This window comes from Bacillus sp. BB081, from assembly GCF_008368895.1.
Classification (GTDB): Bacteria; Bacillota; Bacilli; order Bacillales; family Bacillaceae_G; genus Bacillus_A; species Bacillus_A wiedmannii.
Window position 1 is genome coordinate 1 of sequence record NZ_QOZX01000057.1, and the last position, 23,867, is coordinate 23,867.

23 protein-coding genes are annotated in these 23,867 nt (G+C 35.0%); 18 read left to right on the forward strand and 5 right to left on the reverse strand.

Translation table 11 applies throughout. The features are described 5' to 3' along the window. Positions 1-25: 25 nt before the first annotated feature. Positions 26-223 carry a hypothetical protein gene (locus DN394_RS21940; protein ID WP_097914626.1) on the reverse strand — a complete coding sequence of 66 codons (198 nt, stop codon included), beginning with the start codon at positions 221-223 and terminating at the stop codon, positions 26-28. A gap of 107 nt (positions 224-330) precedes the next feature. Continuing rightward, positions 331-1,734, reverse strand: a complete 1,404-nt coding sequence (locus DN394_RS21945; protein WP_097914623.1) for a sigma-54 interaction domain-containing protein — start codon at positions 1,732-1,734, stop codon at positions 331-333. 274 nt (positions 1,735-2,008) lie between these two features. Between DN394_RS21945 and DN394_RS21950 the strand changes: the two genes are divergently transcribed. The 3 genes from DN394_RS21950 to DN394_RS21960 all read left to right on the forward strand — a co-directional run bounded on the left by DN394_RS21950 (position 2,009) and on the right by DN394_RS21960 (position 5,167). Beyond that, on the forward strand, positions 2,009-2,263 hold the full coding sequence (locus DN394_RS21950; RefSeq protein WP_097914620.1) for a biotin/lipoyl-containing protein: 255 nt from the start codon (positions 2,009-2,011) through the stop codon (positions 2,261-2,263). A 99-nt stretch (positions 2,264-2,362) separates the two neighbouring features. Then, positions 2,363-3,784, forward strand: coding sequence for an amino acid permease (locus DN394_RS21955; protein ID WP_000969239.1), 1,422 nt, complete (start codon positions 2,363-2,365; stop codon positions 3,782-3,784). A gap of 108 nt (positions 3,785-3,892) precedes the next feature. Continuing rightward, the gene (locus tag DN394_RS21960) at positions 3,893-5,167 is read left to right on the forward strand and encodes an acetylornithine deacetylase (protein ID WP_149294234.1); all 1,275 of its coding nucleotides are present in this window, start codon (positions 3,893-3,895) and stop codon (positions 5,165-5,167) included. Between the two features lie 99 nt (positions 5,168-5,266). Here DN394_RS21960 and DN394_RS21965 read toward each other — a convergent pair whose 3' ends face one another. Beyond that, complete coding sequence (locus DN394_RS21965) at positions 5,267-5,920, reverse strand: DUF1232 domain-containing protein (protein WP_001123723.1); 654 nt, start codon at positions 5,918-5,920, stop codon at positions 5,267-5,269. Positions 5,921-6,051: 131 nt separating this feature from the next. Here DN394_RS21965 and DN394_RS21970 point away from each other — a divergent pair, with 131 nt between their 5' ends. Both DN394_RS21970 and DN394_RS29065 read left to right on the forward strand, forming a co-directional pair. Then, positions 6,052-6,663, forward strand: coding sequence for a manganese efflux pump (locus tag DN394_RS21970; protein WP_000100745.1), 612 nt, complete (start codon positions 6,052-6,054; stop codon positions 6,661-6,663). A 115-nt stretch (positions 6,664-6,778) separates the two neighbouring features. Beyond that, positions 6,779-6,937 (forward strand): hypothetical protein, encoded by a 159-nt coding sequence (locus DN394_RS29065; protein ID WP_000532411.1) that lies wholly within the window; start codon positions 6,779-6,781, stop codon positions 6,935-6,937. Between the two features lie 22 nt (positions 6,938-6,959). Here DN394_RS29065 and DN394_RS21975 read toward each other — a convergent pair whose 3' ends face one another. Together DN394_RS21975 and glsA are read right to left on the reverse strand one after the other, a co-directional pair. After that, positions 6,960-7,301 (reverse strand): DUF3969 family protein, encoded by a 342-nt coding sequence (locus DN394_RS21975; RefSeq protein WP_000766603.1) that lies wholly within the window; start codon positions 7,299-7,301, stop codon positions 6,960-6,962. Positions 7,302-7,476: 175 nt separating this feature from the next. Continuing rightward, positions 7,477-8,406, reverse strand: coding sequence for a glutaminase A (glsA, locus tag DN394_RS21980; protein WP_001149853.1), 930 nt, complete (start codon positions 8,404-8,406; stop codon positions 7,477-7,479). Positions 8,407-8,475: 69 nt separating this feature from the next. On the opposite strand from glsA, the gene DN394_RS29870 reads away from it, so the two are divergent. From DN394_RS29870 to DN394_RS22045, 13 genes are all read left to right on the forward strand, one after another. Continuing rightward, positions 8,476-8,589: a transcriptional regulator gene (locus tag DN394_RS29870; protein WP_097914611.1), complete on the forward strand. Its 114-nt coding sequence runs from the start codon at positions 8,476-8,478 to the stop codon at positions 8,587-8,589. Positions 8,590-8,730: 141 nt separating this feature from the next. Continuing rightward, positions 8,731-10,233 (forward strand): N-acetylglucosamine-specific PTS transporter subunit IIBC, encoded by a 1,503-nt coding sequence (gene nagE, locus DN394_RS21990; RefSeq protein ID WP_097914609.1) that lies wholly within the window; start codon positions 8,731-8,733, stop codon positions 10,231-10,233. 242 nt (positions 10,234-10,475) lie between these two features. After that, entirely contained in the window at positions 10,476-11,720 is a 1,245-nt protein-coding gene (locus DN394_RS21995) for a serine hydrolase domain-containing protein (RefSeq protein WP_098086322.1), read from the forward strand. Positions 11,721-11,961: 241 nt separating this feature from the next. Beyond that, positions 11,962-12,777 (forward strand): sugar ABC transporter ATP-binding protein, encoded by an 816-nt coding sequence (locus DN394_RS22000; RefSeq protein ID WP_098086323.1) that lies wholly within the window; start codon positions 11,962-11,964, stop codon positions 12,775-12,777. A 167-nt stretch (positions 12,778-12,944) separates the two neighbouring features. After that, positions 12,945-13,346, forward strand: coding sequence for an LSm family protein (locus DN394_RS22005; protein WP_000335522.1), 402 nt, complete (start codon positions 12,945-12,947; stop codon positions 13,344-13,346). A gap of 16 nt (positions 13,347-13,362) precedes the next feature. Next, positions 13,363-13,557, forward strand: coding sequence for an LSm family protein (locus DN394_RS22010; protein ID WP_000899469.1), 195 nt, complete (start codon positions 13,363-13,365; stop codon positions 13,555-13,557). A gap of 13 nt (positions 13,558-13,570) precedes the next feature. Next, positions 13,571-15,115, forward strand: a complete 1,545-nt coding sequence (locus tag DN394_RS22015; protein WP_149294235.1) for a glycosyltransferase family 2 protein — start codon at positions 13,571-13,573, stop codon at positions 15,113-15,115. After that, on the forward strand, positions 15,108-16,349 hold the full coding sequence (locus DN394_RS22020) for a nucleotide sugar dehydrogenase (protein ID WP_098954009.1): 1,242 nt from the start codon (positions 15,108-15,110) through the stop codon (positions 16,347-16,349). Before DN394_RS22015 ends, DN394_RS22020 begins: the two co-directional genes overlap by 8 nt. Then, on the forward strand, positions 16,346-17,311 hold the full coding sequence (locus tag DN394_RS22025; RefSeq protein ID WP_098954008.1) for an NAD-dependent epimerase/dehydratase family protein: 966 nt from the start codon (positions 16,346-16,348) through the stop codon (positions 17,309-17,311). The genes DN394_RS22020 and DN394_RS22025 overlap by 4 nt, the downstream gene beginning before the upstream one ends. Next, positions 17,304-18,851 (forward strand): glycosyltransferase family 2 protein, encoded by a 1,548-nt coding sequence (locus DN394_RS22030; RefSeq protein WP_141551010.1) that lies wholly within the window; start codon positions 17,304-17,306, stop codon positions 18,849-18,851. Before DN394_RS22025 ends, DN394_RS22030 begins: the two co-directional genes overlap by 8 nt. A 340-nt stretch (positions 18,852-19,191) precedes the next feature. After that, entirely contained in the window at positions 19,192-21,441 is a 2,250-nt protein-coding gene (pflB, locus tag DN394_RS22035; RefSeq protein ID WP_000195475.1) for a formate C-acetyltransferase, read from the forward strand. A 68-nt stretch (positions 21,442-21,509) separates the two neighbouring features. Continuing rightward, the gene (pflA, locus tag DN394_RS22040) at positions 21,510-22,241 is read left to right on the forward strand and encodes a pyruvate formate-lyase-activating protein (protein ID WP_000589742.1); all 732 of its coding nucleotides are present in this window, start codon (positions 21,510-21,512) and stop codon (positions 22,239-22,241) included. 412 nt (positions 22,242-22,653) lie between these two features. Next, the gene (locus tag DN394_RS22045; protein WP_098954006.1) at positions 22,654-23,820 is read left to right on the forward strand and encodes a diglucosyl diacylglycerol synthase; all 1,167 of its coding nucleotides are present in this window, start codon (positions 22,654-22,656) and stop codon (positions 23,818-23,820) included. The last annotated feature ends 47 nt before the right edge of the window (positions 23,821-23,867 follow it).

Below are 23,867 nucleotides of genomic sequence, written 5' to 3' on the forward strand. Positions count from 1 at the left end.
GCTCGATTTTTTTATTGTTTTGGCATTAAGAAGATTTTTCTTTCTTCATACGTATCTTCAAATTCCAAAAAGTAGCAAGAATAATAGCTGCAAAGGAGCCGCTAATTGTTGCTAATAGTTTTGCATAAGGATAAGCATTCATATCAACTAGTAACATCATACATACAAGGGTAGGGAAGAAGGCTAAGTATTGTAATAACTTTAATTTGTTATCATTACTCATATATATCGTTCCTTTCTAGTATGTTATATGTTTATTGTAGCATATTTTTCCAAATTTTTATTTACACTTAGAAGCGGATTAATCCTACATTTGATTAAAGTTTCATTTCATATGTGTAAATGCAATTTTTTAATTCGATATTGTAAGTTTTGCCTACTTAATCCTAAAAACTTTGCAGCCTGTGAGATATTACCGTGATACTCTGTCAGAATTTGATTGATGTAGTTCTTCTCCATTGCCTCTATTGTGTGCTTTAACGTTTTAGGTGCATCAGCATCGTTATTAGTTAGGGAAGGTTGCATATTGAATTCTTTTTTTATTCGTTCACGAAAGCGAGTGGGAAGATGAAACGCTGTAATGATATTTTCATCTTCAACTAAATTCATCGAACCTTCAATGATATGTTCCAATTCTCGTACGTTTCCAGGCCAATCATATGCATACAAGAATTCTCTTACATGTACATCTAGATCCGTTACGCCAAGTCCAAATTGAATGTTGTACTTTTCGATAAAGTGCTGCACAAGATCAGGAATATCTTCTTTTCGTTCACGTAAAGGCGGGAGACATAAAGTAACGACGCTTAATCGGTAATATAAGTCTTCCCGTAATCGATTATGTGTAATAGCTTCAAGAGGATCTTCATTAATAGTTGCTATAATACGAACATCAATTTCTTTTTCTTGTGTGCCTCCGATTCTTCGTATTGTTTTTTCTTGTATAGCTCGTAGTAACTTCGCTTGAAGTGCTGGACTTAATGAGTTGATCTCATCTAATAACAAAGTTCCTCCATTTGCTTCTTCAAATAAACCAGCTTTATCGATAGCTCCTGTAAATGCACCTCGGTTCGTACCAAATAATAAGCTTTCCATGAGTGTATCAGGTATAGCGGCACAGTTTTGTGAAATAAATGGTTTTGTTGAACGTTGACTTTCATTATGGATACTTTGTGCAAATAGTTCTTTACCGGTCCCTGTTTCTCCTACGAGAAGTATGGATGAGGATGTACGAATTACTCTCTTTGCTTCTGTAATGACAGATTGAAGAGCATTAGAATCACCAATTATGTGATCAAAGGTAAACTTATTATTTTGTTTTCGAGAAAGGTTCGTTTTCATTGTTTGTTTGAAATGGCTAATCTCTGTTGAAATTTCAATAGCGCCTTTAATTTTTCCGCTTTCTATTATAGGGAAAGTATTGTTAATTGTTGTAATTTCTTGCCCTTTATTGTTAAAATACGTTTGTTTTATATTTTTGTTTGTTTTTCCTAATTTTAATGCCTCTATTAGAGTACTATTTTTATTTTCTTCAAATGCGAATACTTCTAAAGGACTTTTATATAGCACATCTGAGCGTTCCATTGATTCAATTTCCATCATTTTGCGGTTATAGATAATCGTTTTACTTTCCTCATTAATAATATGAATCCCGATATCGAGCTCATTGAGTAAAGTTTCATATAGCATATTCATTTCAATGATCTGTTTAAAATTAATTTCTTCTGTACGCATAGATTATCTTCTCCTCATTTCACCCTATGAAGACTGACTTTTTATAATTTTATTAAAATTCTTATAAAATCGCAAAATTTTTTTGCTATTTTCCCTTTAAAACTTCTCAAATGATAGAAAAATTTTGCGGTTATGAAGATTTTTTTTTGAGAAACCTTCATTTTAAATAGGAATTGGAGATTGGTACGCATTTTGCATAAATAATAGTTGAAATCTCTAAAGGAGGGATATGCAACGTTTCAGTACCAATTAATAAGAAGGAGGAGTTTATAAAGTGAAGATGGTTATAGAAGGCGTGTATAGTCCTTGTTACGGGAAAGTAGAGAAGCTATTTGTTACGGAAAGCTCTTACGTATACGAGTGGGAGAAATTAGCGTTAATTGAAACAATAGATAAACAGAAAGTAGAAATTAAGGTAGGAATCAGTGGATATATCGAATCATTAGAAGTAGTAGAAGGACAAGCTATCGCTAATAAAAAGTTATTAATAACAGTGAGGGATGATCTTTTAATAACAGGTAGTGATTGATACTATGTATTTTGCTCTTTTCAATAATTATTCTTATTATGCATGTTTTTAAAAACGCTTACATGAAATAGGTTTCCAAAGGGAAAAGGGGGGATTCATATGATGGATCAAAACCAAGGGTTAAAACGGGAATTGAAAAGTAGGCACATCTTTATGATTGCACTTGGAGGAGTTATTGGTACCGGTCTTTTTTTAGGATCTGGGTATACAATTCATGAAGCTGGGCCTGGAGGAGCGATTGTAGCGTATCTTGTTGGAGGATTTGTTATGTATTTAACGATGCTCTGTCTTGGAGAGTTAGCTGTTGCGATGCCTGACGCAGGATCTTATCAAACGTATGCTACAAAGCACATTTCCCCTGCAGCGGGTTATGTAGTCGGCTGGATGTCATGGCTAAACTGGTCTGCTACGATAGGTATTGAACTGATTGCAGTTAGTATTTTAATGAAACGATGGTTTCCTGATGTACCGTCATGGATTTGGTGTGTAGCGTTTGCGGTGCTTCTCTTTGCTATCAATGCGTTATCTTCAAGAAGTTTTGCAGAAGTTGAATTTTGGTTTGCAAGTATTAAAGTAATTACAATCATTGCATTTATTATTTTAGGCGGGGCAGCAATGTTTGGTTTTCTAGATATGAAAGGAAATGAACCAGCACCGATGTTCTCTAGCTTTACTGATTATGGTGGGTTGTTTCCAAATGGATTATCAGCCATTTTAATTACGATGATTGCAGTTAATTTTTCCTTCCAAGGAACGGAACTAGTTGGTATTGCAGCTGGAGAGAGTGAAAATCCAGAGAAAACGATTCCGAAGGCAATTAATAATACAGTTTGGCGTATACTTGTGTTCTTTGTATTATCTATTTTCATTCTTGCAGGCTTATTCCCTTGGCAGCAAGCGGGAGTGATAGAAAGTCCATTCGTAGTTGTATTTGATAAAATTGGTATTCCTTATGCAGCCGATATTATAAATTTCGTTATTATTACAGCGGTTCTATCCGTTGCGAATTCAGGATTATATGCAACTTCTCGTATGCTATGGTCTATGTCTAATCAAGGAATGATTAGTCCAATTTTCGGTAAGTTATCTAAAAATGGTGTTCCTATTTATGCATTGATTGTAAGTACAATTGTAGGTTGCCTTTCATTACTATCAGGTATTTATGCGGAAGATACAGTTTATTTATGGCTACTTTCTATTGCCGGGTTCGGGGCGATATTAGTTTGGGCATCTATCGCTCTATCTAACTTATTGGCCAGAAGGTCATACATTAAGCAGGGCGGGGATGTGAAGGACTTGAAATTTAAAACACCGCTATATCCATTCGTACCACTGCTTGCGTTAGTATTAAATGTAACAGTAATTGTTGGTATGGCTTTTATTCCAGAACAAAGAATGGCATTATATTGTGGTATTCCATTTATGATTGTTTGTTTACTGTTTTACCGTGCGACAAGAAATAAGGCACGTAAGGTAGAACATATTGAAAAAACGAATACAACAGAGGCAGAAAGTTTGTAAATATATTAGAAACTTATGCTAAAAAAAGAGACTGTAAAATTGTAAACAGTCTCTTTTTTTGTGACAATAAAGCTGGAAACATACTATGTATGCAAAGGGGAATTAGCGATGAATCAAGAAGTTTCACAGCTATTAGAACAGATTGATTTACGAAAAGATGAGTTACTAGAGCTTACAAAGACTTTAATTCGTTTTGAAACACCAGCACCGCCGGCAAGAAACACAAATGAGGCGCAAGAATTTGTTGCAGGTTTTCTAAGAAAACGAAATTTTAGTGTTGATAAATGGGATGTATATCCGAATGACCCGAACGTTGTTGGGGTGAGAAAAGGGCTAGAAAGTGACACACATAAAAGTCTTATTATTAATGGACATGTGGATGTAGCTGAAGTATCAGCAGATGAAGCGTGGGAAACCAATCCGTTTGAGCCATTTATAAAAGATGGTTGGTTAGTTGGACGTGGTGCGGCGGATATGAAAGGAGGACTGGCTGGAGCACTATTTGCTATTCAACTTTTACAAGAAGCTGGCATTGAATTACCTGGAGATTTAATCTTTCAATCCGTAATTGGGGAAGAAGTTGGAGAAGCAGGTACACTTCAATGCTGCAAAAGAGGTTATGATGCTGATTTTGCAGTCGTAGTGGATACAAGTGATTTACATATGCAAGGACAGGGCGGCGTAATTACTGGATGGATTAATGTGAAAAGCCCCCAGACGTTTCATGATGCAACACGCAGGCAAATGATTCATGCTGGAGGACGTTTATTCGGAGCGAGTGCGATTGAAAAAATGATGAAAATTGTGCAAAGTTTACAAGAATTAGAGCGTCATTGGGCAGTTATGAAAACATATGAAGGTTATCCATCTGGAACAACAACAATTAACCCAGCTGTTATTGAAGGCGGACGGCATGCAGCATTTATTGCGGATGAGTGCCGATTATGGATAACGGTGCACTTCTATCCGAATGAAACACATGAACAAATAATAAAAGAAATTGAAGAGTATATTGAGAAAGTAGCGGCTGCTGATCCATGGTTAAGTGAAAATCTACCACAATTTAAGTGGGGCGGAGAATCAATGATTGTGGATCGTGGCGAAATTTTCCCTTCTTTAGAAGTAGATAGTGAACATGAAGCAGTAAAAACTCTTAGCTCAGTACACGAATCAATTCTATCTAAAAATGCAATTTTAGATATGTCTGCAACGGTAACGGATGGTGGGTGGTTTAGTGAATTTCATATTCCAGCTGTTATTTACGGACCAGGTACATTAGAAGAAGCTCATTCAATAAATGAGAAAGTTGAAGTAGAACAGTTAATTGAATTTACAAAAGTAATAACAGCATTTATATATGAATGGTGTCACACGAAAAAATAGATTAGTGTGTTGAAATCGTACAGGTATGTATACTTGTACGATTTTTTAGTGAACTATTTCAGAGTTGAACAGAAACAACTGAAATAGTTCTTTATTTTTCTATGTTTTTCGTTTTAGTTCGATTAATTTCTCTTTCGCCAATTCAACAGCAATTGCATCATCTAAATAGCCAATTGGAAAGAGATAGTCGGGAATAATATCTGTCGATAAAATGAAATACAGTAATGCGCCTCCAAGAACTGCACGCTCTTCTTTTGAGATAGTTTCATTGCAAAATTGTTGATACATATCGGTTAATTGTTCAATAAAAGGACCAGCGCTATCAATTTGTTCTAATTTACTCGCGAAACTTTCATGAATACGTTTTTCACCTTCTGTTGTCTGAGCATAGCGTTCATAGTTTTCAAGTTCTTGTTTTACGCGAGTTGTTGTATAGTCAAAATCGAATAAGTTAGAGGATTGCAGCGTTTGCTGAATTGTATCAAGAGATGTGTACATATCCGTCTTTTCTTTATTAATGTGAGGAGAATCAGGATACATTTCATCAAATAACAATTGGGGTGGAACTTGCAAACATTCTGCAAATTTTTGTAGATGTTTTTGTTTTGGCGGTTGTTTACCATTCATAATTCTTGAGATTGTTGCAGGATCAATATTTGTATGCATTCCTAATTGACGCATGGATAAGGCACGTTCTTTTAAAAGTTTTTTTATTAATGTACTAAGCCGCTCATTTGGGTTTTCTTTAGGCATAGTGAAGGCACTCCTTTTTTTATTGTTGAAAAAATGTTGAGCATTTCTTACATGTATATGAAACAGACAGGCACAGTTGCTCAACATTTTCATAATATGCATTGAAAAGTGAGAAAAAGGGGTGGCTGTTTATGAGTACGGCAGGTCTATTTTCAATTTTTTTAATCGGTATTGCTTCTAATTTAGATAATGCAGGTGTTGGGATTGCATATGGCATTCGTAAAATTCGAATTTCGTGGCTTAACAATTTTATCATCGCATTTTTTGGGTTTTTATTTACTTTATTAGCTGGCTTTTTTGGGAACTGGATAGCGTTATTTATTTCAGAGTTTACTGCAAACCTAATTGGAGCAATCGTTTTAGGTATAATCGGTGTGTTTATTTTGTGCCAGCCTTTCTTGGGGCAAAGAAATACTGTAGGTTCTAAAGATGGTAATGTACTTATGGGCATTTTACGTGATCCAGAAAAAGCAGATTTTGATGGTTCTAAAACAATTAGTTTTTCAGAAGCAATTGTTTTAGGGGTTGCGTTGTCTATTAATAATATTGCAGGTGGATTTGACGCTGGGGTAACAAACTTGAATCTGTGGCTTACAGCAACTATTTCTGGGGTGTTTAGTTTTATTTGTATTAGTGGTTTTGCTTATGTAGGAAAACGATTTTTAGCAGAATACTTAGGGAAATGGGCTACTGTTATCGCAGGAGTGTTATTAATTCTTATTGGGATCGATCAGTTGTTGTAAGGAGAACAGAAAACAATGTTCGAGTATTTCCTTGGAAATACGGCAAAGGATTGCATATGTCGACGTACTTTTCCCCATACTAATACGGATTTCTTTTAAAGAAAGGGGGATCCGTATGGGACGCGGAAAAGCATTTGATCATAAGAAAAAAGGGCATGACCATCAACCGCCTAAAGGTGCGTTCATTCATAAAGATGTAAATGAACATACTTTAGAAGAGGAAGAACTACCAGTAAATATTGAGACGTATAAAAATAGTTTGAAAAAACATTAAAAGCACCTACATAGGTGCTTTTTTAACGTATATCTTCAATTAATTGTTCCGATTCTTCATGCATACTGTATTCACTTAGAACTTGAATGCAAAGCCACTTTAATTCTTCGATAGTATGTTCAAGTTCTTCAGGAAGCACATGATGAATGTCTTCAAGTCCCATTCCGAAATGGATGAGTTCAAGTACTTGATCATCGATGTTCCGATCCATTAGTAGTTCAAGCACTTCTAAATTGAATATGTATCGGTGAGCTTCATCGAGTGAAACAACTTTTAACTTTAAGCTTTCTACAATACTCAATATAAAAAGAAGAATTGTTTTTTCAAGAACAGGCTGTTTTCCCATTTGAAATATTAGTTTCATCTTTCACACCTCCACATGTAGCGCTAGGTTGTACTATATTATTCAGGGAGGGGGAGCAAATATGCATGATATAGAGAAACTTTCAGTACGGTTTTTGTAAGGAGATTGATAGTTGAGAAAGTTGAGGGTTTTATGAAATAAAAAAATCCTGCTAGTATAGCAGGATAACTCGTGATTAAAAAATGCTCCAACCTTCTTGAGCAGAAAGAAGTTCAAGAATTTTAAAACCAGCGATACTATTTCCGTTCGCATCTAAAGCTGGTCCAAAAATACCAATTCCCATTTCTCCTTTTACGCAGCCGAAAATGCCACCAGCTACACCGCTTTTTGCGGGGATACCAACACGAATCGCAAATTCACCAGACTCGTTATACATACCGCATGTAACCATAAATGTTTTACAAATTTTTGTAATATGCTTAGGGATAATTTGTTTTTTCTTATATGGATCATAGCCATCCATCGCAAAAATTAAGCCGATACGTGCTAAATCGATACAATTTACTTCAACTGCACATTGACGAGTGTATAAATCCATAAGTTCTTCAATGTCACAATCGATAATGCCATTTTGTTTCATATAGTAACAAAGTGAACGGTTTAAGTAAGCTGTCTCTAATTCTGAATTGGCAACTTTAGAAGAATAATTAATGGTAGGATTATCTGTTATTTCACGTACAAAATGAAGGATGCGCTCCATCTTTTCCTCATTATCTTTTCCTGCTAACATGCTTGTAATAGCTAGTGCCCCTGCATTAATCATTGGATTAAGTGGTTTAGAAGGACTTGTCGTTTCTAACTTAATAATAGAATTAAATGGATCACCAGTTGGTTCCATTCCAACTTTAGAAAATACATATTCTTCACCACGATCTAAAAGGGCAAGCGCAAGTGTAATTACTTTTGAAATACTTTGAAGAGTAAATAGTGTTTGTGAGTTGCCAGCATGAATGTATTCTGTTTCTTTATGGAAAATGGCAATCCCTAAATCATCTGGATTTGCATTTCCTAGTTCGGGGATATAAGTAGCAAGCTTTCCTTTTTTCGTATATGGTTTTACTTGTTCTAACAACTGTTGTAAGTTGTTTGTTTCAATGCACTGCATAGTACCAACGCTCCTATTTCGAATTAACTACGTTTACTTTTCCCGATATGCTCGGAAATAAATAATAACATGAAAAAGTGGAATGATAAAACGAAAGTTGCATGTTCTATAGTGGGTCTTTCGTTTCGAGTATTCTGTATTCAAAAAGGAGAATTTCCCTTTTATATAACAGTTTGGAAATAGGAGATTTATCCATAAAAAATTCAAAAATAAAAACTACACATCTATACAACTATATGTTATTATGGTTATGTAAATAGAAAGCGTTTTCTAAAGCGTACTTATAATGATAACGATTTCATAAATTTGATAGGGGGAATTAAAATGTTGCAGTTTTTACAACGTATTGGTAAAGCGTTAATGCTTCCAATCGCCGTACTACCAGCAGCAGGATTATTGCTTCGTTTAGGGCAACCGGATGTATTTGATATTCCTGTTATGGCACAGGCCGGCGCAGCGGTTTTTGATAATTTAGCACTTATTTTTGCAATTGGTATTGCAATCGGTCTTTCAGTTGATGGTAGTGGTGCAGCAGGTCTTGCAGGTGCAATTGGTTATCTGGTTATGAAAAACAGTATTGATGCACTTAGTAAGGGATATTCTACTGTAGAATTACAAGATAAATTAGGTAAAGTTCAAGATTTAATAGGCAATAGCGCAAATGTAGATCCATCTAAGCTGGCAGATACAATGACACAAGTATCTAAGGCCGCCGAATTATCGACTAAAGTGGATATGAAAGTTTTAGGTGGTATTATTGTCGGCGTTATAGCAGGGTTCCTTTATAATAAATTCCATAAGATTAAACTTCCGGAATGGTTAGGTTTCTTTGCTGGAAAACGTTTCGTTCCGATTGTTACATCGGTTGTGATGTTAATATTAGGAATTCTATTCGCACAAATTTGGCCAGCAATTCAAAATGGCATCGATGCATTAGCTCATGGAATTGTTAATTTAGGCGCAGTTGGTTCAGGTCTATTTGGTTTATTAAACCGTCTATTAATTCCAATTGGTTTACACCATGTAATGAACACATACTTCTGGTTCGTATTTGGTGACTTTACAAATGCAGCAGGTAATGTTGTAAATGGTGATATTGCTCGCTTCCTTGCAGGAGATAAAACAGCAGGTATGTTTATGACTGGTTTCTTCCCAGTTATGATGTTCGGTTTACCAGCAGCATGTTTCGCAATGATTGCAGCTGCTAAACCAGAAAAACGTAAAATGGTTACAGGTATGTTAGGTGGTCTAGCATTAACTTCATTCTTAACTGGTATTACAGAACCAATTGAATTCTCATTCATGTTCTTATCACCAGTATTATATGGTATTCATGCCGTGTTAACAGGTATTTCTTTATTTGTAACAACAGCACTTGGCATTCACGATGGTTTCACATTTAGTGCCGGTGCAATTGATTACTTCTTAAATTTTGGTATTGCAACAAAACCAGTATTGCTAGCGGGAATCGGCTTAATTTACGCAGTAATTTACTTTGTAGTATTCTACTTCTTAATTAAGAAGTTTAACTTGAAAACTCCTGGTCGTGAAGATGACGATGAGTTAGCTGAAGAGGATGATGCGCCAGTTGCAGGTTCAATTGGTGAAACTTACGTAGCAGCTTTAGGTGGAAAAGAAAACTTAACAGTTATTGATAACTGTGCAACACGTCTACGCTTACAAGTGAAAGATGCTGGTCAAGTAAACGAAGCAGCATTAAAACGTGCAGGTGCAAAAGGTGTTATGAAATTAAGTAACACGAGTGTCCAAGTTATCGTAGGTACAAATGTTGAATCTGTTGCCGATGATATGAAAAAACACGTATAAATAATGAGATAAGAGGATATCCCAAAAGATTGATAACATCAATTTTTTAGAGGATATCCTCTTTTTTTGTTAACAATTTAACGGGAATCTTACTTTTGTAAATTTTCTTTTTCTTTTTCATACATATAGGTTGGTAATATGTGCAGTGCGTGATAAAGTAGTGATGTTATAGAATAGATTATCCATAATATAGGGAAAAGATTTAAAGTAAATTATCGGTAAATAAGGGGAAAAAAGCAATCATGGATCAGGAAAAAAATCATGCGAATGGGAAAGCACGTCGGCCGATTGTATACATAAAAAGAACAATCATTCTCGTCTTACTATTTTCACTTGTATATTTCATGTATACAAAAATTGTTGCGCATAATAAGAAAGAAGAAACTTTAAAAGTAGCGGCAGAAATGAAGAAACAAGAAGATCTAAAAAAGAAAGCAGAAGAAAAAAAGAAGCGAGAAGTACAAAAACAAAAAGAGCAGGAAGAACAAGTAAAGCAAGTACAAGCTGTGGAGAAGCATGCTGAGGGACCACCTCAAGAAATTAATGAAAACGCTCAATTAGATCAATATTTACAAAACGCAGGATTTAGCGGGACAGCTGTTATTGTGAAGAATGGAAAAGTTCTTTTGAATAAAGGATACGGTATGGCGAACAAAGAGAAACAAGTACCGAATAATTCAGAGACAACTTTTTATATTGGTTCTATTTCAAAGGCATTTGTAGCGACTGCTATTATGCAATTAAAGGATCAAAATAAATTAAACGTAGAGGATACGGTTGCAAAGTATATTCCAGATTTCCCTCAAGGTAATGGTATTCAGTTAAAACATTTACTAACACATACATCAGGAATTCCAGAGTATGAGCAGGGAACAGAGGATATTTCTCATGAAGAATTGATAAAACGAATAGGAAAGCAAAAGCGTGTTGGGGGTCCAGGAGAGAAATGGAAATATTCCGATTCGAACTATTCGATACTTGCCTACATCGCTGAGAAGGTAAGTGGACAATCGTTAGAAGAATATATTAAACAACATATTTTTGCTACTGCGGGTATGAAGCAGTCTGGTTTCGGCAAAGCGTTAGAGCAAACAAGGTTTCCATCGACAGGTTATAAAATAGTAAATAACAATATGACAACACCTAATATTCCAAGTATGTCACAACTATATGGTTGTGGTGATATATATACAAGTGCACATGATTTATATTTATTTAATGAAGCGCTCTTCTCTGGAAAGTTAATTTCAAAAGAGAGCTATGATCAAATGTTTACGGCTGTGAAAAAGGATTACGGATTTGGTTGGTATGTAGATCCGGGAAGTTATTCGAATCACGGTGTAATGCCAGGATGGAATTGTTTAAATGGATTTAGTAAAAACGGAAGTGTATATGTCGTTTTATTATCTAACATTCAAAACAACATTAAATCGTTTGGTAAAGTGAATAACGACATTTATACGATGTTGCGAAATATTGAAGTGTAAGAGGCTATCCTATTGGATGGTCTTTTTTTATTGAGGAAGTGTAGGGGACAATGAGATAATGAAATAAAGTGAAACTTTAATCAGTGGGGGTTTTCTTCATCCCCCACTGATTATTAGCCCTCACCAATCGGGCTTTTACGGGCAGTTGATCCCACACCTAACTTCTTTGCTTTCGCTGAATTTTGAAGTGGGGGTCTTACTGCCCGGCGAATAGCGGGATAAATGGAAAAGGGGGAGGGATATGAGTATACATAAGCATCACGCACGTAATGCAAAACGCATATTTTTTGTATCTGTCATTGTATGGATTATCGTCGCAATTGTATTAGTGATGGAATATAAAAAAGGGATGCTATTTACTTCGGAGAAAGAAAATCTGAAATTAATAAGTGTTGTACTACTAGCATTTGGATTATTAATATATAGTTTTATGGAAAAACGAAGGTCAAAAATGCTTAAACAGGAAAATTATAATATAGAGACTTCTGAATTATTTGAGCAAAAAAAATTTGTTGTTCGCAAAGAGGTAGGGGTATTTCAAGTAATAACGTACTTTGGATTAGATGGCAGTGCAGTAGGATTTTTAAAAGAAGAGTATGATTTGGTTATTCAACGTGTATGGCAAGCTGTACTTTCTTTTCTGTTTAAGGGACTACATAAGCAACAATTTTATTTATATAATCACTCGGGAGAAAGGTTGTTGCGTGTTCAAAAGGAGAAGGGAGTACGCAATTTCTATACTTTTTTTAATGTAGATGGAAAGAAAATTGGAGAGTTGAAACAAGTACTAAGTTTAACAAAGTGGGAATGGATCTTTTTAGGGGTGGATGGTAAAGAATTTGGTAAAGTGACTGGGGACCTTTCAGCAACAATACAGAAAATAGATTGGCGAGATGGAACGCATATTGATGTAAAAGAAGATGGTATTCCTTTAGAAGCTGTTAAGTATTTCTCGGCAAGTGGTGGTTCACTTGTTACAGCTTCTATAAGTGAACAGGCTGAATTACCACGAGCGGTTTATTATAGTGCAGCTGCCATTGTTACAATTAAAAATTAAAATATATATAAAGATAGATGGGATACCATCTATCTTTTTTATGTGATTAAAAAAGATTGTTTCTTTGAAAAATGTATGTCTTACCTATCACAAAAAAGTCTGCTTTGTATACATTAAGATGTATAGATGTATTTTTTATACTTTAAAAATAATAGGAGGAGAAGTGTATGTGTTTGTTCGGTAAATATTGGAAAAAGCTATCGAGATTGTTTAATAGACAATTAGATTATTTTTTAGATAATAAGTTATTGCCTGCTGTGGAGAGACTTTTATTTTCACAAAACTTCGCGAGATTTATTCAAAGAAACTCTAAGCAAGCTACGGAAGAAGTTATTGAATCAAGTAGATTCCAATCTATTATTTGTAACATTTTAAAAGAATGTAATACATCACCTTTTAAAGAAATTGCAGAGCAATATTTGGGTAAAAACGTGGAAATTACTGTGACAGTTGGACAGTTAACGGGTGTGATTGTAGCAGTTGGTGATGATTTCTTAACATTGCAAGAAGGAATAGGAACAGAAGTTTTATTACCATTTACAAGTATTATATCAATTAAAGAAGTGTAAGAAAGGAGAGTTATATATGTTATTTACTGATGAATTACGTAACCATGTTGGTGAACTAGTGCAAGTTGTGACAGCTGTAGAAATCATTGCAGGAGTTCTTTTATCTGTGACAGATGGGGCAGTAATTGTACGTACTTCTCCTTCTTATGGACCACCAGAAGATGTAGTTGTACGTATTCCTATTATTGCTTATGTTCGCTTGGAAGGGTAAGAGTGATACAAGTATGAGAGTGTCAGTTGTTATTCCAGTGCATAATGAAGCAAGTACTTTATCAAAAGTTTTAGTAGAAGTGAGAAAGTTGGAACCATATGAAATTATCATAGTAGATAATGGATCGACAGATGGTACGAAAGAAATAGCATTACAGCATAATTGCCGTGTGATTTATTATAGATATTCCCTTGGTAATGATGTGGGACGGGCAATTGGTGCTAGAGAAGCAAAAGGTGAAATTGTTTTATTTTTAGATGGTGATATCGTTATGAAAAGTGAAGAATTATACAATTTTATTAAAGGAATACAGCAAGGACATGAGATTGTTTTAAATAATTTAACATGGTCCGTTTATTTGAAGATGAGACCGCATTATACGACGGTTGGAAAATATATGTTAAACCGTTATTTGAACAAAAAAGAATTTGTTGTAGGATCTTTAATTGCGATACCACATGCGATAAGTCGTGAAGTGATTGAAGAACTAGGGTGGTGGAATTTAGCGGATCCAGCACTATTTCAAGCGATGGCGATGTCTAGAGGAGTAGATATTTCTGATATGGCTTCAGTTGATGTCATTTACACAAATAAAGTTCGTCCTGTCCATACGGGCACATCACCTGGCTCTCCTTATCCGAAAGCGACTAGTCGTATTATGGGTGATCATTTGCGAGCTTTACAATACGTAATCGAAACATACGGTAATCGCGGTGGTTTTTCAGAGGGCAATAAAGATAGGGAGTTTGTAGGAAAGTATAAACCAGTTTTATTACAAAAGAAAAAAGCGAAATATAGTGCCATTATCCCAGTATCAGAAGAGAAAACAACTATAAGGTCTGTTATACAAGAAGTGAAAAAAGCAGGTGTAGATGAAATTATAGTTGTTGTGAATGGAGCTGCCGTAAAGACCATTAAACAAGTAAAGCTAGAGAATGTTATTGTTGTTGAGTTGGAGGAAGTGCGTGGGCATAATGTAGCACGGGCGATAGGGGCCATGTATGCTACGGCAGATATTTGCTTATTTGTTGATAGTGATTTTGTTATTCCAGCAACAAATTTAATTCTATTTTTGCGTGATATTGAAGATGGAAGTGATGTGGCATTAAATGATTTACAGTGTTTATTAGATATGTTTCATCCAGCAGATCCAATTAGCATGGGAAAATATTTTGTGAATTTGATAGCGAAGCGACCAGATTTATGGAATAACTCACTAACAGCAGTACCACACGCTATGCATAAAAAAGTAATAGAGAAAATTGGTTATGATTCTCTTGTGATTCCTCCATTAGCTCAGGTGGAAGCTATTTTAGAAGGATTCTCTATTACAGCAGTAGAGTTAGTAGATGTTATAAAAACAAATCGAGTACGTCCAGAGCAACACGAATTTGTAAATGGGCGTATTTCAGCATTTGATCGTATTTTCGGTGATCAAATTGAGGCGATTGCGTATTTATTACAATGTACAGACGAACGCGGTGGCTTTACGGATGGAGATAGAGATAGAGATATCATTCAACAATTGAGAAGGGAAGAAGAGAATACAAATGAATAGTAGTAAAGTAGCTATTATTGGCTTAGGGTATGTTGGCCTTCCTTTAGCAGTCCATTTTGCGGAAAGAGGGCATACAGTACTTGGGTTAGATAAAGATATTAGAAAAATAGAATCAATTATAAAAGGGGAAAGTTATATTCCGGATGTTTCTTCTAAAGAGTTACAAAGTTTATTGACGAAAAAAAAATTAATAGTAAATACACCAGAGCAAGGCATTGCTGATTTTCAAAATAGTGATTATGTTATTGTCACTGTCCCGACTCCAATTAATGAACAAAGAGAACCAGACTTAAGTGCCCTCATTTCAGCCTCACATTATATACAAAAAAACCTTCAAAAAGGACAAACCTTCATTTTTGAAAGCTCCACATATCCAGGTACACTCGAGGAAGTTATTATTCCGATTGTTTCTCAAGGCGGCCAAAAGGTAGGAGAAGATTTCTATATCGGATATTCTCCTGAGAGAATTGATCCAGCAAATAGTCAATATTCAGTTCAAGCTATTCCAAAGGTTATTAGTGGACAAACAGAGCAGTGCAAACAAAAAGTACAGGATTTATATAGCACGATCTTCGATGTAATCGTTCCTGTTAGCTCTCCAAAAGTAGCGGAAATGTGTAAGTTATTTGAAAATATTCAACGCCTAGTCAATATTTCATTAGTAAATGAGTTAAACACACTATGTGAAAGTTTAGGAATTGATTTTTATGAGGCGATTGAAGCTGCATCTACAAAACCGTTTGGATTTACCCCATATTGGCCAGGACCAGGAATAGGAGGACATTGTATTCCAGTAGATCCTTTATATTTCCAATGGAGAATAAAAAAGAATGGGACAATTAGTCAATTAATTGAAGCAGCACATGTGATTAATGAAGAAATGCCAGAGAAAATAGTTAGGAAAGTAAAAGGCATGGTGCAATCGCCTGCATCAGTTTTAATTGTAGGAATTGCGTATAAGAAAGATGTAAATGACTTAAGAGAATCACCAGCGTTGCCAATTATCGAATTGTTAATAAAAGAAGGATATGAGATAGAATATCACGATCCATATATTTCTTCTGCAAAATTTGGAGATAAGGTGTACCAATCTGTTTCTTTGGATGAACAAGTCGTTAAACAAGCGGGTTGTATTTTAATTTTAACTGATCACTCTAATATCGATTGGAAGCTTTTTAAAGCAATGAAGCGAGTAATAGATACGCGTGGAATTATAAAGAAGGTGAGTGTATGAGTAAGAAATGTTTAATTACAGGTGGAGCAGGATTTATTGGATCACATTTAGCCGAAGAGCTGGTGAAAAGAGGCTATGGGGTTACGATTGTTGATAACTTCTATAAAGGGAAAAATAAATATCATGATGAGTTAATGAAAGAAATTCGGGTTATTCCAATAAGTGTTTTAGATAAAAATTCTATTTATGAATTAGTAAATCAACATGATGTAGTTTTTCATTTAGCGGCAATTTTAGGTGTGAAAACGACAATGGAAAAGAGTATAGAGCTTATTGAAACGAATTTTGATGGCACGAGAAACATTTTACAAGCAGCGCTAAAAGAAAAGAAGAAAGTAGTCTTTGCTTCTACTTCAGAAGTATATGGTAAGGCAAAGCCACCCTTCTCTGAAGAGGGGGATCGATTATACGGGGCAACTTCAAAAATACGTTGGAGTTATGCAATTTGTAAAACATTAGAAGAAACATTATGTTTAGGTTACGCATTAGAAGGTTTACCTGTCACGATTGTTCGTTATTTTAATATTTATGGTCCAAGAGCGAAAGATGGTCCGTATGCAGGGGTAATCCCACGATTTATCCGTGCAGCTTTGCAAGGAGAAGACATTCTCGTATATGGAGATGGAAAGCAGACACGTTGCTTCACGTATGTAAGTGATGCGGTAGAGGCAACGATTCGAGCAATGGATGAGAAGGTAAATGGTGAAATTATTAATATAGGTTCTGAGAATGAAAAGAGTATAAAAGAAGTAGCAGAAGTAATTAAAAAGCTAACGAAATCTTCTTCAAAGATTGTCCAAGTTCCTTTTGAAGAGGTATACCCACATGGCTTTGAAGAAATTCCAAATAGAAGACCAGATGTAACGAAATTAAAAGAACTTGTTCAATTTCAGGCGAAAGTAACGTGGGAGAACGGATTAAAAGAAACAATTAATTGGTTTCGTGAAGAAAGTAATGGCTAAGTCGTTATCAGTTATTATTCCTGCATGTAATGAAATTGATACGATTTCAGACGTTGTTCAATCGGTAAAAGAATTAAATCCATTAGAGATTATTGTAGTAGCAAATGGTTGTACTGATGGTACAGAAACAGTTGCTGAGCATTTAGGATGTAAAGTACTGCGGTATACAGAGCAGCTTGGAAATGATGTTGGACGTGCAGCTGGTGCAAAACAAGCTATAGGTGATGTATTACTATTTATAGATGGTGATTTTGCTATTCAAACTTCAAAATTACAATTATTCCTTAATCCGATTTTACATGATCAGGCCGACATCGTTTTAAATAATTTGGACGCATTATTTTTAAAGAAACAAAAACCGCACGCCGTGACAGTATGGCGCCAAATATTAAATGCAATATTAGAGCGCGAAGAATTAAAGATTGATTCTTTATTAGCTGTACCGCATGCATTGACGAAAGAAGTTGTTCAAAGCATTGGATATGAATGTTTCGTTAATCCTATTGTCGCTCATTTACGCCTAGTACAAAGCAAATGGAGAATTAGTCGTCATTGTGCAATTGACGTTATTACACCGAATAAATTTCGGCCGGCCGAGCATGCTGCGTATGGCACGGTTCTTTCTCAATCTGAAAAACGGATGATAGGTGATCATATAGAAGCTGTAGCGGAGCGAATAGTAGGCAGTGATGAGCGCGGAGGGTATTATGATGGAAATAGGAAAAGAGAGTGTGTCTATCATACTTTAAGTTTCGAAGATTTTTATCAAGGATGGGGCGTTACATCTAAGTTGTATAAAGGAAAACAATTATCGGTCATTATTCCTGTACAAGATGAAGAGAAAACAATTGGAAATGTTATAGAAGAGCTTCGCAAAATTGAACCTTTTGAAATTATCGTTGTTGTAAATGGTTCGTCTGATAAAACAGCAACGATTGCAAAAGACAAGGGAGCAACAACAATTGTATATAAAGAAGCACTTGGCAACGATGTGGGGCGTTCACTTGGAACTTATTTCGCCAAAGGAGAAATTGTATTATTTATAGACGGTGATTTTGTTACTCCAGCTAGTGAGCTATATCCATTTGCAAAAGCTATTGCAGATGGAATGGATGTCGCATTAAATGATCTAAATCATTATTTAGATTTAAGAGTACCGCTTCATCTTGTAACTGCATTTAAATATGCATTAAATTTAGCTTGTGATAGAAAAGATTTAGGAGTAGGATCTCTTATCGCTGTACCTAATGCGTTTAGCCAGAAGTGTTTGAAATCAATTGGGTATAGATCTTTATTGTCACCTTGCGTAGCGCAAGTGAAAGCTATTCTTTCAGGATTCGAAATTGCGTGTGTAAGTCGTGTAGAGGTCGATAAGATGAACCGCATTCGTCCCAGTGAACATTTTGCAAAAATAGGTCATCCTCCAGCTGTCTTGCGAATTATAGGTGATCATATAGAAGGATTAGAGCAATTAATTGTATTAGAAGGTAGTCGTGGTGGATTCTATGATGGGAATAGAAAAAGAGATGTTTTAGAGTAGTAACAAAAAAAGTGTACAACATATGTACACTTTTTTTGTTCTGTTATAAAAACTATAACAGACTAGGAGATAAGAGTATTACAGCTCTACAATGGGTATTGTTCTTATATTACAAAATAGGACTCGTATATAAGGATACCAAAAAAATACAATTAAGGAAAGGGTTAATTATAAAGACTTTTAAGTGAAGTTAACACTATGTATATAGTAGTTTGCTCAACATTTCACAAACATGTCACAACTATTTCGTTCACTTTAGCAAAAAAGTAGTATTCTAAGTGTGTAAGCTGTTATATAAAAAATCTTAGTCCTGTACTAATCAAAAATGGAGGAGATTAGGATGACTCAAGTATTAGAAAATGTTAAAAACGCATGGGAAAACTTTAAAGGTGAAAAATGGAAAGCAGAGATTGATGTTCGCGATTTCATTTTAAATAATGTAAACGTTTTCGAAGGGGACGAATCTTTCTTAGCGGGAGCAACTGAAGCAACGAAACAACTTTGGGATCAAGTAATGGATTTAACAACGAAAGAACGTGAAAACGGTGGCGTTCTTGATATGGATACAAAAATTGTTTCTTCTATTACATCACATGAACCAGGATATTTAAATAAAGATATTGAAAAAGTAGTCGGTTTCCAAACTGAAAAACCATTTAAACGTTCTTTACAACCATATGGTGGTATTCGTATGGCGGAACAAGCTTGTGAATCTTATGGATACGAAATGGATAAAGAACTTAGTCGTATTTTCAGAGACTGGAGAAAAACGCATAATCAGGGTGTATTTGATGCATACACACCAGAAATGAAAGCGGCTCGTAAATCAGGTGTAATTACTGGCCTTCCAGATGCATACGGACGTGGACGTATTATCGGTGACTACCGACGCGTAGCATTATATGGTATTGATCATTTAATTGAAGTAAAAAAAGCTGATTTGAATTTAACTGGCGGTGTAATGAGCGAAGATACAATGCGTTTACGCGAAGAGTTATCTGAGCAAATGCGTGCACTTCAAGAGTTAAAACAAATGGCTGCTTCTCATGGCTTTGATATTTCTAAGCCTGCAACAAATACACAAGAAGCATTCCAATGGTTATACTTCGCATATCTAGCAGCGATTAAAGAGCAAAATGGAGCTGCAATGAGTCTTGGACGTACTTCTACATTCTTAGATATTTATATTGAAAGAGATTTAGCAAATGGTACTTTAACAGAAGAAGAAGTACAAGAAATTGTGGATCACTTCATTATGAAATTACGTCTTGTGAAATTTGCAAGAACACCTGATTATAATGAATTATTCTCTGGTGACCCAACTTGGGTAACTGAGTCTATCGGTGGTATAGCATTAGATGGTCGTCCATTAGTAACAAAGAACTCATTCCGTTTCTTGCATACATTAGATAATTTAGGACCAGCTCCAGAACCAAACTTAACAGTTCTTTGGTCTAAACAATTACCGCAGAACTTTAAAAACTACTGTGCGAAAATGTCTATTAAAACATCAGCAATTCAATATGAAAATGATGACATTATGCGTGCTGACTACGGCGATGACTACGGAATTGCTTGTTGTGTATCTGCAATGAGAATTGGTAAACAAATGCAGTTCTTCGGCGCACGTGCAAACTTAGCAAAAGCATTACTATATGCGATTAACGGTGGTAAAGATGAAAAATCTAAAGCACAAGTTGGTCCTGAGTACGCACCAATTACTTCTGAAGTATTAGATTATGAAGAAGTTATGCGTAAGTTTGATATGACAATGGAATGGTTAGCAGGTCTATATTTAAACACATTAAATGTTATTCATTACATGCATGATAAATATAGCTACGAACGTATTGAAATGGCACTTCATGATACAAATGTTCTTCGTACAATGGCAACAGGTATCGCGGGTCTATCTGTAGTAGCAGACTCTTTAAGTGCAATTAAACACGCAAAAGTAAAACCAATTCGTGATGAAAACGGTATTGCAGTTGACTTTGAAATCGAAGGAGATTTCCCTAAATACGGTAACAATGATGATCGTGTAGATGAAATCGCTGTAAATCTTGTAAAAACATTTATGAATAAACTTCGTAAACATAAAACATACAGAAATTCTGTTCATACAATGTCGATCTTAACAATCACATCTAACGTTGTATACGGTAAGAAAACTGGTAACACTCCAGATGGTCGCCGTACTGGAGAACCATTTGCACCAGGTGCGAACCCAATGCATGGCCGTGATACAAAAGGTGCATTAGCTTCATTATTATCTGTAGCTAAATTACCATATGAAGATGCACAAGATGGTATTTCTAATACATTCTCTATTATTCCAAAAGCACTTGGTAAAGAAGATGATGTACAAGTACGTAACTTAGTATCAATGCTTGATGGTTATGCAGTAAAAGAAGGCCATCACTTAAATATTAACGTATTTAATCGTGAAACATTAATGGATGCGATGGAACATCCTGAGAAATATCCACAATTAACAATTCGCGTATCTGGTTACGCTGTAAACTTTATTAAATTAACTCGTGAACAACAAATCGATGTAATTAATCGTACAATGCATGAAAGTATGTAAGTGAAAAAGTGCCCCTCTGTTTTTTATAAATAGCAGAGGGGGGCTGCTTCAATAAAGGAGGAAGTAACATGATAAAAGGAAGAATTCATTCTGTAGAGTCTTGTGGTACTGTTGATGGCCCAGGAATTCGTTATGTCATATTTACACAAGGGTGTTTATTACGTTGTCAATACTGTCATAATGCTGATACGTGGGAGATTGGTAAAGGAAAAGAAATAACAGTTGAAGAAGTAATGCAGGATGTGACATGTTACCTTCCTTTTATTGAAGCTTCTGGAGGCGGTATAACAGTTAGTGGTGGTGAACCATTATTACAGCTAGATTTCTTAATTGAATTATTTAAGAAATGTAAGGAAGTTGGAATCCATACAACAATTGATTCTTCGGGTGGTTGTTATTCTGAAGAACCAGAATTCCAAAATAAGCTAGATATTTTAATGGATTACACAGATTTAGTTTTATTGGATTTGAAACATATTGATTCAAAGAAACACCGTAAATTAACAGGGAAACCAAATGAACATATTTTACAATTTGCTCGTTATTTATCGGATAAAAATAAACCAATTTGGGTAAGACACGTATTAGTTCCTGGTGTTACGGATAATGAAGAGGATCTACAAAAATTATCTAGCTTTATTCAAAGCCTGTCTAATGTTCAGAAGGTTGAAGTGCTACCATATCATAAGCTTGGGGTATATAAATGGGAGGCACTTGGGCATAAGTATCCACTCGCGAATGTAGAACCACCTACTGAAAAAAATGTAGAGCAAGCAAGACATATTTTACAAGCAGTCTAATCCAAATGTTGGATTAGGCTTTTTGCTTTCTTTACAATAAAACCTAGAGTATGTATATAGAAAAGAGTATACTAAAAATAGAATATCCATATTTTTGTAAGGAATAAGTGGAGAAATTTACATAATTGTAAAGGGAAATCAAAATAGTAAAAAGAATTAAGAAGTAAAAGAGTGAGTATCATGGAATAGAGAACATTTGTAAGTTATTGCGAAAGCTCTTATAGGAAAGTATAATGTAAAGATATGAGCACAGATAGGATTAAGGGGTCAATCTTATATGCTTTGCATATCCACGACAGGTACATAGCTGAAAGAGAAGTATTAAAATCTGTTTATGTAATTTTTAAGGAAAATGTTTTTCCTATTGTCGTATATGCAATATGGAGAAACAATAAGCTAGGAGTGGATTTGTTTGATAAAAAACCCCAAGGTTTTAATATTAACTGCACATTACGGTAATGGTCATGTGCAAGTAGCGAAAACATTAGAACAAACATTTCGCCAAAAAGGAATTAAAGATGTAATTGTATGCGATTTGTTTGGAGAATCACATCCAGTTATAACCGATATTACAAAATATTTATATTTAAAAAGTTATACAATAGGAAAAGAATTATACCGCTTGTTTTATTATGGCGTAGAAAAAATTTATGATAAAAAGATAGCATCTTGGTATGCGAACTTTGGAAGAAAACGTTTGAAATTACTTTTACAAGCAGAGAAACCGGATATTGTTATTAATACTTTTCCGATCATAGCTGTACCAGAGTTAAAAAAGCAAACAGGTATTTCAATTCCTGTTTATAACGTATTAACGGATTTTTGTGTGCACAAAATATGGATTCATCGGGAAGTAGATCGTTATTTTGTAGCAACGGATCACGTGAAAAAAATTATGGTTGATATTGGTGTGCCCTCGGAGCAAATTGTTGAAACTGGAATTCCGATTCGTAGTAGTTTTGAGCTGAAGATCAATCCAGACATTATATATAATAAATATCAGTTATGTAAGAATAAAAAGATTTTACTAATTGTAGCAGGTGCTCATGGGGTATTAGGAAGTGTAAAAGAACTATGCCAATCATTTATGTCATTACCTAATTTACAAGTAGTTGTCGTTTGTGGAAAGAATGAAGCGTTAAAACAGGATTTATTAGGAGTACAGGAAAAAAATCCTGATGCATTAAAAGTATTTGGTTATGTTGAAAATATTGATGAATTATTCCGTGTTACTTCTTGTATGATTACGAAGCCAGGCGGTATTACGTTAAGTGAAGCGGCAGCATTGCAAGTACCTGTCATTTTATATAAGCCTGTTCCAGGACAAGAAAATGAAAATGCGATGTACTTTGAAAGAAAAGGAGCTGCAGTTGTCATTCGTGATGATAGTGAGGTTTTTGCAAAGACAGAGGCGTTATTACAAGATGATATGAAGCTTCTTCAAATGAAAGAAGCGATGAAAAGCATTTATCGTCCGGAGCCAGCGGGTCATATTGTGGATACAATTTTGGCAGAAAATCATGTAGAACCGAATCATATACCTATTAAATCACCTGCTCTTGCACAATTATTTACTTAATATGAAACCCTCTTTTATATGTTTAAAGAGGGTTTTTTATTGTTTTA

Bases quoted from the DNA above. Each gene is read 5' to 3' on its own strand.
- DN394_RS21960 (WP_149294234.1), top strand. From the start codon at position 3,893: ATGAATCAAGAAGTTTCACAGCTATTAGAACAGATTGATTTACGAAAA.
- DN394_RS22010 (WP_000899469.1), top strand. From the start codon at position 13,363: ATGTTATTTACTGATGAATTACGTAACCATGTTGGTGAACTAGTGCAA.
- DN394_RS29065 (WP_000532411.1), top strand. From the start codon at position 6,779: ATGGGACGCGGAAAAGCATTTGATCATAAGAAAAAAGGGCATGACCAT.
- DN394_RS22015 (WP_149294235.1), top strand. From the start codon at position 13,571: ATGAGAGTGTCAGTTGTTATTCCAGTGCATAATGAAGCAAGTACTTTA.
- DN394_RS21970 (WP_000100745.1), top strand. From the start codon at position 6,052: ATGAGTACGGCAGGTCTATTTTCAATTTTTTTAATCGGTATTGCTTCT.
- DN394_RS21940 (WP_097914626.1), bottom strand. From the start codon at position 223: ATGAGTAATGATAACAAATTAAAGTTATTACAATACTTAGCCTTCTTC.
- DN394_RS22025 (WP_098954008.1), top strand. From the start codon at position 16,346: ATGAGTAAGAAATGTTTAATTACAGGTGGAGCAGGATTTATTGGATCA.
- DN394_RS21945 (WP_097914623.1), bottom strand. From the start codon at position 1,734: ATGCGTACAGAAGAAATTAATTTTAAACAGATCATTGAAATGAATATG.
- DN394_RS22030 (WP_141551010.1), top strand. From the start codon at position 17,304: ATGGCTAAGTCGTTATCAGTTATTATTCCTGCATGTAATGAAATTGAT.
- DN394_RS22000 (WP_098086323.1), top strand. From the start codon at position 11,962: ATGAGTATACATAAGCATCACGCACGTAATGCAAAACGCATATTTTTT.
- DN394_RS21965 (WP_001123723.1), bottom strand. From the start codon at position 5,920: ATGCCTAAAGAAAACCCAAATGAGCGGCTTAGTACATTAATAAAAAAA.
- DN394_RS21955 (WP_000969239.1), top strand. From the start codon at position 2,363: ATGATGGATCAAAACCAAGGGTTAAAACGGGAATTGAAAAGTAGGCAC.
- DN394_RS29870 (WP_097914611.1), top strand. From the start codon at position 8,476: ATGAAAAAGTGGAATGATAAAACGAAAGTTGCATGTTCTATAGTGGGT.
- DN394_RS22005 (WP_000335522.1), top strand. From the start codon at position 12,945: ATGTGTTTGTTCGGTAAATATTGGAAAAAGCTATCGAGATTGTTTAAT.
- pflB (WP_000195475.1), top strand. From the start codon at position 19,192: ATGACTCAAGTATTAGAAAATGTTAAAAACGCATGGGAAAACTTTAAA.
- DN394_RS21995 (WP_098086322.1), top strand. From the start codon at position 10,476: ATGGATCAGGAAAAAAATCATGCGAATGGGAAAGCACGTCGGCCGATT.
- DN394_RS21975 (WP_000766603.1), bottom strand. From the start codon at position 7,301: ATGAAACTAATATTTCAAATGGGAAAACAGCCTGTTCTTGAAAAAACA.
- DN394_RS22020 (WP_098954009.1), top strand. From the start codon at position 15,108: ATGAATAGTAGTAAAGTAGCTATTATTGGCTTAGGGTATGTTGGCCTT.
- glsA (WP_001149853.1), bottom strand. From the start codon at position 8,406: ATGCAGTGCATTGAAACAAACAACTTACAACAGTTGTTAGAACAAGTA.
- nagE (WP_097914609.1), top strand. From the start codon at position 8,731: ATGTTGCAGTTTTTACAACGTATTGGTAAAGCGTTAATGCTTCCAATC.
- pflA (WP_000589742.1), top strand. From the start codon at position 21,510: ATGATAAAAGGAAGAATTCATTCTGTAGAGTCTTGTGGTACTGTTGAT.